Annotated in this window: 10 protein-coding genes and 1 riboswitch; of the genes, 6 read left to right on the top strand and 4 right to left on the bottom strand. The window is 63.9% G+C overall.

The features are described 5' to 3' along the window. Together EN781_RS16655 and EN781_RS16650 are read right to left on the bottom strand one after the other, a co-directional pair. A partial coding sequence (locus EN781_RS16655; RefSeq protein ID WP_145965525.1) for an aldo/keto reductase occupies positions 1-449 on the bottom strand: 449 nt, incomplete at its 3' end. Positions 450-570: 121 nt separating this feature from the next. Then, positions 571-1,107, bottom strand: coding sequence for a gamma-glutamylcyclotransferase (locus tag EN781_RS16650; RefSeq protein ID WP_126058081.1), 537 nt, complete (start codon positions 1,105-1,107; stop codon positions 571-573). Between the two features lie 115 nt (positions 1,108-1,222). Here EN781_RS16650 and EN781_RS16645 point away from each other — a divergent pair, with 115 nt between their 5' ends. Together EN781_RS16645 and EN781_RS16640 are read left to right on the top strand one after the other, a co-directional pair. Beyond that, on the top strand, positions 1,223-2,221 hold the full coding sequence (locus tag EN781_RS16645; RefSeq protein ID WP_126058080.1) for a DUF2125 domain-containing protein: 999 nt from the start codon (positions 1,223-1,225) through the stop codon (positions 2,219-2,221). Between the two features lie 88 nt (positions 2,222-2,309). Next, positions 2,310-3,221, top strand: a complete 912-nt coding sequence (locus EN781_RS16640) for a sugar kinase (protein ID WP_126058079.1) — start codon at positions 2,310-2,312, stop codon at positions 3,219-3,221. A 27-nt stretch (positions 3,222-3,248) separates the two neighbouring features. Here EN781_RS16640 and EN781_RS16635 read toward each other — a convergent pair whose 3' ends face one another. Together EN781_RS16635 and hisC are read right to left on the bottom strand one after the other, a co-directional pair. Continuing rightward, a complete protein-coding gene (locus tag EN781_RS16635; RefSeq protein WP_189347623.1) occupies positions 3,249-4,187 on the bottom strand; it encodes a prephenate/arogenate dehydrogenase family protein in 939 nt (312 codons plus the stop codon). A gap of 5 nt (positions 4,188-4,192) precedes the next feature. Next, positions 4,193-5,302 (bottom strand): histidinol-phosphate transaminase, encoded by a 1,110-nt coding sequence (hisC, locus tag EN781_RS16630; protein ID WP_126058077.1) that lies wholly within the window; start codon positions 5,300-5,302, stop codon positions 4,193-4,195. Between the two features lie 138 nt (positions 5,303-5,440). After that, positions 5,441-5,518, top strand: a riboswitch (SAM riboswitch). A gap of 117 nt (positions 5,519-5,635) precedes the next feature. On the opposite strand from hisC, the gene EN781_RS16625 reads away from it, so the two are divergent. From EN781_RS16625 to EN781_RS16610, 4 genes are all read left to right on the top strand, one after another. Then, the gene (locus tag EN781_RS16625) at positions 5,636-6,805 is read left to right on the top strand and encodes a homoserine O-acetyltransferase (protein ID WP_126058076.1); all 1,170 of its coding nucleotides are present in this window, start codon (positions 5,636-5,638) and stop codon (positions 6,803-6,805) included. Positions 6,806-6,863: 58 nt separating this feature from the next. Next, positions 6,864-7,478 (top strand): methionine biosynthesis protein MetW, encoded by a 615-nt coding sequence (gene metW / locus EN781_RS16620; RefSeq protein WP_126058075.1) that lies wholly within the window; start codon positions 6,864-6,866, stop codon positions 7,476-7,478. Further along, positions 7,424-8,251, top strand: a complete 828-nt coding sequence (locus EN781_RS16615; protein ID WP_126058074.1) for a Stf0 family sulfotransferase — start codon at positions 7,424-7,426, stop codon at positions 8,249-8,251. Before metW ends, EN781_RS16615 begins: the two co-directional genes overlap by 55 nt. Before the next feature lie 123 nt (positions 8,252-8,374). Beyond that, the coding region (locus EN781_RS16610) for a glycosyltransferase family 2 protein (RefSeq protein ID WP_127400156.1) at positions 8,375-9,162 on the top strand (788 nt) is incomplete at its 3' end.

Below are 9,162 nucleotides of genomic sequence, written 5' to 3'. Positions count from 1 at the left end.
ACCTTACCCTTGGCAAGCAGGCTCTGATAGGCGCCGAGCGTCTCCTCGTAGGGTGTCGCCGGGTCCGGCCAATGCGACAGATAGAGATCGATCACATCGGTTTGCAGCCGCTTCAGTGATGCGTCGACCGCCTTTTCGATATAGACGGCGGACAAATCCCGCCTGCCCTGGCCCATGTCCGAGCCGACTTTGGTGATGACGACGATCTTGTCGCGGTTGCCGCGGCTTTTCATCCACTTGCCGATGATGGTTTCGGACTCGCCGCCCTTGTTGCCGGGAGCCCAGCGCGAATAGACGTCCGCCGTGTCGATGGCGTTGAGGCCGGCATCGGCAAAACGGTCGAGCAGGTCGAAGGAGATCTTCTCGTCGGCGGTCCAGCCAAAGACGTTGCCGCCCAGGACCAGCGGCGCGATGGAAAGTTCGGTGCGACCGAGACGGCGTTTGTGCAAGATTGAACTCCGTGATGATTGGGATGATGCGGGGCAAGCCCGGCTTGGGGGCAGCAGCTAAGCTAGGTCTTGGATTGCCGAGGTCAAAGGCCTGGCCCTTCTTTTCCGGCAGGCCAGCGCTTCACAAAGGCGCGACCCGCCGCGCCACCTCTTCCAGCCAGTGGTCGCGGATGCCGAGCGCCTTGAGGTGCTCCAGCGTGCTCAGCACATAGTCCTCGTTCCTGCCGGACTGGCCGGCTGCGCCGCCAACGATGCCGGCCGCATGGGCCGCATCGAGCGCGCCGGCATACTGCTCATGCGCGCGGTCGACGATGTAGGCGACCGCCTTGATCGTCTTGCGTGCCTCCGTCCCGTTCCCGTCGAGCCGGATGTCCAGCGTGCGTTCGACATAAACGCTGGTCACCAGTTCGCGCTCGCGCAGATAGGCGAGAACCTCGCCCCGCAGGTCGCCGGGCACGCGGAACGCCAGCCCGATGCAGGAGCCGCCACGGTCGAGGCCGAGCACCAGGCCCGGCCGCTGCCGCGTGCCTCGGTGCACGAAGGAATAGACACAAAGCGACCGCCGATAGCCGAAAAGGCGCGCGCGGCGCGTCTCGACATGCGCGAATCCAGGGCGCCAGATCAGCGACCCATAGCCAAAAACCCAAAAATCGCCCATATCGCCAAGCCTGATCGCGTGAGTCCCGACCGCACGCCGGAATCAGTGTTTCCGTCTTCCGCTTGTTGCGTAACAACCGTCCGCCCGCAATATCAGGGGCAATGAGAGCTCCAGCATGACGTCAACTGACCAGCGCCCGCCGAACTTTCGCCGCCGGCTGTTCTGGCTCGCCGCTTTCATTGCAGTGCTGTTCGCCATCTACAGCGCCGGCTGGTTCTACCTCGCCGATCGCGTCAGGGCCGAGGCCGACAAGGCGGTGGCCGCGCTCAACGCCAAGGGCATCGAGGCCGGCTGCGCCAACCTGACCGTCAGCGGCTATCCGCTCAGTTTCGCCATTTCCTGCGACACGCTCGCCTATGAGGACGATGCCAGGAACCTCGCCGCCTCGACCGGCAGCTTCAATGCCGTGGCTGCGATCAACCAGCCCCTGTCGCCTGTTGCTGATCTACGCGGGCCGCTCAGGACCTCCATGCCCGGGATGACGCCGCTATGGATCGACTGGGACAAGCTGCGGGCGGATGCGAAGCTCTCCTGGCCGCTGCCCCGGCGCGTCGCGCTGAAGGCCGAGGGCCTGTCCGGCCAGACCGATCCGGCTGACAACAGTGATCCTGTCGAACTGTTCTATGCCGGAAAGGCTGCCGGGCAATTGCAGCCGAATGGCCAGGACATCGGCTATGCCGGCAGTTTCAACGATCTCGAGATCGACGCCGATGCTATCGGCGGACGCGTGCTGCCGCCGCTCGACGGTAGTGGCGAGGCGACGCTGAAGAACGGTGTCGTGCTGATCAGGACGCAGCCGAAGAGCCTGCGCGGCCAGTCGGTCGACATCGCAAAGCTCGATCTGTCGTCTGGCGAAGCACGGATAACGGTGTCCGGGCCGCTATCGGTCGATGCCGACGGCCTGATCGACGCCGACCTGACGATCAAGCTCAGGAATCCCAAGGCGGTGGCGGCGATCCTTGGCGGCGCCATTCCCGAGCGCAAGAGCGAGATCGAGCAAGGCTTTGCCGGCCTGGCGATGCTCGGTAACGAACCGTCCATGCCGCTCAGGATCGTCAAGGGCAAGGCCTCGCTCGGCTTCATCCCGCTCGGCAAGATCAAGCCGGTCAACTAGAGCATGGTTCCGAACCGAGGGCCCGCGTCAGCAAAAGGTGGAAACAGGTCTTCGGACAAGATCATGCTCAACAAGAGATTGCGAGCAGATGGATAAACCGGTCAAGCTCCTGAGTGTTGGCGCGTTCACCCTCGACACGATCCTTCGCCTCGACACGCTGCCCGTGCATCAGGGCAAGTTCATCGCTTCCGATGGCGTCCAGATCGCCTCGGGCATGGCAACCAGCGCCGCTTGCGCCGCCCGCCGTCTCGGCGCCGAAGTCTCGCTCTGGGCAAGTGCGGGCGATGATGCCGTCGGCGACCAGCTGATTGCCGAGATCGAGGCCGAGGGCGTCGATTGCAGCCTGGTCCGACGTGTGGCCGGCGCGCGCTCGGCGCTGGCCGCGATCCTCGTTGACGCGCATGGCGAGCGCATCATCGTTCCGTTCTACGACCGCAAGGCGCAGGCCGACCCCGCTGAATTGCCCGCCGATCTCTCCGCCTTCGACGCCGTGCTGGTCGACGTCCGCTGGCCGGGCGCCGCGGCGCTCGCCCTGAACGCGGCGCGCGCCAATGGCCGGCCTGCGATCCTCGATGCCGATACCGCGCCGCTGGAGGTGCTGGAGCAGTTGTTGCCGCTGGCCACGCACATCGTCGCTTCCGAACCCGCGGCGCGTATCGTCTGCGGCCATGCGCTCGATCCGGAAACCGCCTGCGCCGATCTTGCCAGCCGTACCGACGCCTTTGTCGCGGTCACCGGCGGCGCGGCGGGAAGCTGGTGGCACGACCGTTCCACCGGCTCGGTCCGCCATGTCGCGGCGCCGAGGATCAAGGCGGTCGATACGTTGGCGGCCGGCGATGTGTTTCACGGCGCCTTTGCCGTCGGCCTCGCGGAAGCTATGCCGCCCGAGCAGGCCTTGCGCTTTGCCAGTGCTGCGGCGGCGCTCAAATGCCAGCGCTTCGGCGGCCGGCTCGGCGCCCCGGACCGGGCAGAGACGCTGGCCATGATGGCGGCCCACTGACCCGGCGATTAGAAGCTCTAGACGCGCCTATCCCTTGGCGCCGGGATGCTCGACGACCTGGCGGCCGAAGTCCGGCACATCGATGTCCTGGCCGGCCGCGATGATCGAGCGGCGGACCGCGCGCGTGCGCGTGAACAGGTCGAACAGTTTCTCGCCGTCGCCCCAGCGGATCGCCCGCTGCAGCGAAGCAAGGTCCTCCGAAAACCGCGCCAGCATTTCCAGGATAGCGTCCTTGTTGTGCAGGCAGACGTCGCGCCACATGGTCGGGTCGGACGCGGCAAGGCGAGTGAAGTCGCGGAAACCGGAGGCGGAGTACTTGATGACTTCGGTCTTGGTCACCGATTCCAGGTCGTCCGCGGTCCCGACGATGTTGTAGGCGATGATGTGCGGCAGGTGCGAGACGATGGCCAGCGTCATGTCGTGATGCTGCGGATCCATTGTGTCTATGTTTGAGCCGCAGCGCCGCCAGAACTCTGAAAGCCTTTCCAATGCCGCGGGATCGGTGCCGGGCACCGGCGTGAAGATGCACCAGCGGTTGTCGAAGAGGTCGGCGAAGCCAGCGTCCGGTCCGGACTTCTCGGTGCCGGCCAGAGGATGGCCAGGAATGAAGTGAACGCCGTCAGGTACATAAGGCTGCATCTGCGCGATGACCGAAGCCTTGGTCGAGCCGACATCGGTGAGGATGGCGCCCTTCTTCAGCGCCGGCGCGATCTCCTCCGCCACTTCGCCGGAGGAGCCGACCGGCACCGAGACGATAACCAGATCGGCATCGCGCACCGCTTGCCTGGCGTCGGTTGCGTAGGAATCGCCGAGGCCGAGCTCCTCGGCCCGCGCCAGCGTGGCGGGGCTGCGGGTGGCGATGGCGACATGGCGGGCCAGGCCCTCGCGGCGGATGACGCGGGCCAGCGACGAGCCGATCAGGCCGATGCCGACCAGCGCGATCTTTTCGAACATCACAGGTGCCATGGCGCTCAACTTTTCAGGAAGGTCGTGAGGGCGGCAATCACGCCGCGATTGGCTTCTTCGATGCCGACGCTCATGCGCAGCGCGTTGGGGAAGCCGTAGCCGGAAACCCGCCGCAATATGTAGCCGCGCGCCGTGAGATAGTCGTCCGCCGCCGCCGCCGAATGCTTGCCGTCCTCGGGGAAGTGGATCAGCACGAAATTGCCGACGCTCGGCGTCACGCGCAGCCCGAGCTTGGTCAGTTCGTCGCTCAGCCAGGCGAGCCAGGTTTCGTTATGCGCCACGCTGCGCTCGACATGGGCGCGGTCGCGGATCGCCGCGATGCCGGCCTCGATCGCCGTTGCGTTGACGTTGAAGGGGCCGCGCACGCGGTTGATCGCGTCGACGATGTGCATGGGGCCATACATCCAGCCGATGCGCGCGCCGCCAAGGCCGATTTTGGAGAAGGTGCGGGTCATCACCACGTTCTCCGCGCTTCCCGCCAGTTCGATGCCGGCCTCGTAGTCGTTGCGGCGCACATATTCGGCGTAGGCCCCATCCAGCACCAAGAGCACGTTCTTCGGCAGGCCGGCATGCAGCCGGCGCACTTCCTGGAACGGCACGTATGTACCGGTCGGATTGTTGGGATTGGCGAGGAAGATGATGCGGGTCCGCGGCGTCACCGCTGCCAGGATCGCGTCGATGTCGGCGCGCTCATGGGTCTCCTTCACCGTGACCGGCGTGGCGCCGGCCGACTGGATGTAGATCTTGTAGACCATGAAGGCGTGCTCGGTGATGATGGCTTCATCGCCGGACGCAAGATAGGTCTGCGCCAACAGGCCGAGAATCTCGTCGGAGCCGTTGGAGCAGATGATGTTCGCAGGGTTGAGGCCGTGCGCCTCGGCGATCGCCTCGCGCAGCCGCCTGGCGGTGCCGTCGGGATAGACGTCGAGCCTTGCGGCAACCTCCCGCGCCGCCTCGATCGCCTTCGGCGAGGGGCCGAGCGGGTTCTCGTTCGACGACAGTTTATGGACCTTGGCGACACCGGCAGGCGCTGTGCTCTTGCCGGGCACATAGGCTTCGATGTCCATGATGCCCGCGCGGGGCGTCGGACGTGCCTTGTCAGGTGTCTGGTTCATGTCCAAAAGTCCGTCGAGGATGCCTCCAACCGAAGGCCGCAGCGGAAATACAAGCCGTGGCCGCGAATGTCGAGAGGGCGGCAAGGGCGCGAAAAGCCCGACCGTTGACGCCGAGCCGCGCTGGCCCTAGAAGAGCAGCGACAGTTCCGTGGTGATTTGGCCGGTCGGCTTGCAGCCACGTTAAACAATTCGCTAAAGGGCCGTTTGCATCCTGTAACCGGCTTTGCGAAGGCATTGCCGGTTTTTTGTTGCCCGCCGCCGGCCGGACAGTCGCCTGGTCCGGAAACCGGAATCGGTTTCCGGAAACCACGGTGCCTAATGTAAGAGGATGTTATGGCCGTTCTGCGCGCCGCAAAAACCAGCAACGAGGCCGACAATCCGTCGAGCCCGGTGTTGCGCTTCGGCGCCGACAAGCCGCTCAAGCTCGATGCCGGCGCGCTGCTGTCGCCGTTTCAGATCGCCTACCAGACCTATGGCACGCTGAACGACGCCCGCTCCAACGCCATCCTGGTCTGCCACGCGCTGACTGGCGACCAGCATGTCGCCAGCACCAATCCGGTGACCGGCAAGCCGGGCTGGTGGCAGGTGTTGATCGGTCCCGGCAAGATCATCGACACCAACCGCTTCTTCGTCATCTGCTCCAACGTGCTGGGCGGCTGCCTCGGCTCGACCGGCCCGGCTTCGACCAATCCGGCCACCGGCAAGCCCTACGGCCTCGACCTGCCGGTCATCACCATCCGCGACATGGTGCGGGCGCAGCTGATGCTGGTCGACCATTTCGGCATCGAGAAGCTGTTTTGCGTGCTTGGCGGCTCGATGGGCGGCATGCAGGTGCTGGAATGGGCGGCGAGCTATCCCGAGCGCGTCTTCTCGGCGCTGCCGATCGCCACCGGGGCACGTCATTCCTCGCAGAACATCGCCTTCCACGAAGTGGGCCGGCAAGCCGTCATGGCCGATCCGGAATGGCATGGCGGCAAGTATTTCGAATACGGCAAGCGTCCGGAGAAGGGGCTGGCGGTGGCGCGCATGGCCGCCCATATCACCTACCTTTCGGAGGCGGCGCTGCACCGCAAGTTCGGCCGCAACCTGCAGGATCGCGAGGCGCTGACCTTCGGTTTCGACGCCGACTTCCAGATCGAAAGCTACCTGCGCCATCAGGGCATGACCTTCGTCGACCGCTTCGACGCCAACACCTACCTCTATTTGACCCGCGCGATGGACTATTTCGACCTCGTCGCCGATCACGGTGGTCGCCTGGCCGATGCCTTCGCCGGCACCAAGACGCGCTTCTGCCTGGTCTCCTTCACCTCCGATTGGCTGTTCCCGACCGAGGAAAGCCGTTCGATCGTGCATGCGCTGAACGCTGCCGGCGCCTCCGTCTCCTTCGTCGAGATCGAGACCGATCGCGGCCATGACGCCTTCCTGCTCGATGAGCCGGAACTGTTCGCCGCCATCAACGGCTTCATCGGCTCGGCCGCGCGGGCAAGGGGGCTGAGCGCATGACCCCGGAAAGTTGCAGACTTTCCGAGTCAGGATCATGCGCCAAAAGGGAGGCCAGCCTGTGAGCGTCAACCGCGCCCAGCGCGTCGACCTTGAAGTCGTCGCCGATCTCATCCCGCCGCAGTCACGGGTGCTCGATGTCGGCTCCGGCGATGGGCTGCTGCTCGAATTACTACAGGAAACCAAGCAGGTCGACGGCCGTGGGCTGGAACTGTCGCAGCGCGGCGTTAACGAATGCGTGGCGCGCGGCCTCTCGGTCATCCAGGGCGACGCCGACAAGGATCTCGAATTCTATCCCGACAAGGGCTTCGATTTCGTCGTCCTGTCGCAGACCCTGCAGGCGACCCGCAATCCGAAGCTGGTGCTCGACGAGTTGCTCAGAATCGGCAACCGCGCCATCGTCTCTTTCCCCAATTTCGGCCACTGGCGGGTGCGCCTGTCGCTGTTCGTCAAGGGGCGGATGCCGGTGACCAAGGATCTGCCCTATTCCTGGTACGACACGCCCAACATCCATTTCTGCACCATCCGTGACTTCGTCAATCTGTGCGAGGAGCTTGGCGCCACGGTGGAAAAGGCAACCGCCCTCGACGGCAATGGTCAGAGGATCGGCCTCTCCATGCCGTGGTGGTTCTGGAATTTCTTCGGCCAGCAGGCAGTGTTTCTGCTGAAGCGATGATTGCGATGCGTCTCTTTCGTCGGCGTGCGGCCACGGTTGAAATCCCGCCCGACATTCTGTCCGGGATAAAGGCGGGAATTCTTGTCTGCACCTCACCGCGCAGCGGTAGCAATCATCTCGCTGGGTTGATGGCCTCCGCCGAACTGGGGCGTCCACTTGAGTGGTTTGGCGGTCGCCGTTTGCTGGAGCTGCCGGATTATCCTCGCGCCCCCCGCGCGCAGCTTCTGCGTGCGGTGACGGACGGGCGATCCTCTTCAGGAATCTACGCGATCAAGCTTTTCGCAAGCCAATTTGCTCAAGTTGCCAAGAAATTGAACCTGCCCGCGAGCCTTCCGAATCCGCGTTACGTCCGCTTGACGCGCCGTGATCGGCTGGGCCAGGCGATTTCTTGGGCCCGCGCCCGTCAAACCCGCAGATTCCGCTCCACGGAAATCAATGACACACCGCCGCGCTATGACGGTGGCGCGATCGTCGATTCGCTTGAAAGAATTCTGATGGAAAATCTGGCTTGGGATGGCTGGTTCGCAAAAAACGGACTGCCCTACCTTTCTCTGACTTACGAGCAAATTCAGCAAGATCCGCGAGCAAGCCTCAAGCAAATTGCACGCTTGGCGGATACCGAACTTACCTGGGGAACCAACATCGAGTCAGGTCTCGAAATCCAGCGCGACACAATCAATGACGAATGGAGGGAGCGCTTTCTGTCCGAGTACGCCGATCCTTCGAGCTTCTGGCATCGCCCGCGCCACTTCCGTGGTTTCCTGAAGAACTAGAAACAACGAAAACCCACTTGATCGAGGCGGCGAACTCGCAGATGTGGGTAGCGTCTCGGTCGTTTGACAGCAGGCCACCAGGGTTATAGCGACATACACTCCGATGAACCGGTAGCGCCCCCGATGGCTGACGAATACCCCGACTATTCAATCGTCGTGGAAATGGAGAACGCCAAGTCGATCGACTGGGCCGAGATCGGCGTTGGGCTGAACGCCCTGGCGCGCGAAATCGCCGCGGTTTCCGCGATCGGCTTTGCGAGACCGAAACTGATCATCTCGCATGGCGGGCAAGCCGAGGACGCGGACACGCTTCGGCGCAACTTCCGTGCCGAAGCGCCGCGATTGGAAGAAGTGGCGGAGATAGGCTTCGTGGCTTGCCCTGGCGGCCGCTACTACGACCTCAAGAACAATGGCATCAAGGCAACCGAGGGCGAACTGGTCGTCTTCCTGGACTCAGACACCGTACCGGAACGCGACTGGCTTGCAACCCTGCTCGGCCCGTTTCAGGACCCTGGCATCGTCTGTGTCAACGGCTACACGTATCTTTTGTGCGATGACTTCTTTTCGAGAACCTTTGCCCTGATGTGGTTCTTCCCGATGGCCCAGGGCGACAAGAGGTTCGCCTCGAAACGGGCCCTCAACGCCAACAATACTGCCTTCCGGCGCGACTGGATTTCCAGCCACCCGTTTCCTGAAAACAATGGCTTCAAGGTCTCCTGCACCTTGCTGATGCACCAACTGCGCCGCGAAGGCCACGATCTGCGCAACGTCAACGCTCGCGTCTACCACTATTCCCCGCGGGGCTGGCGGTTCTTTTTCTGGCGCGCATTGGTGACCGGCAGGGGTGCCGACAGGAAATTTGTCGCGCTCCGGTCGCCCCGCCGGGGCCAGCGGGTCGTCAAATCGTTCAG

It is taken from the genome of Mesorhizobium sp. M4A.F.Ca.ET.090.04.2.1 (genome assembly GCF_003999085.1).
Classification (GTDB): domain Bacteria; phylum Pseudomonadota; class Alphaproteobacteria; order Rhizobiales; family Rhizobiaceae; genus Mesorhizobium.
The sequence above is the reverse complement of the archived record's forward strand: the minus strand, read 5'-3'. Positions and strand labels throughout refer to the sequence as shown.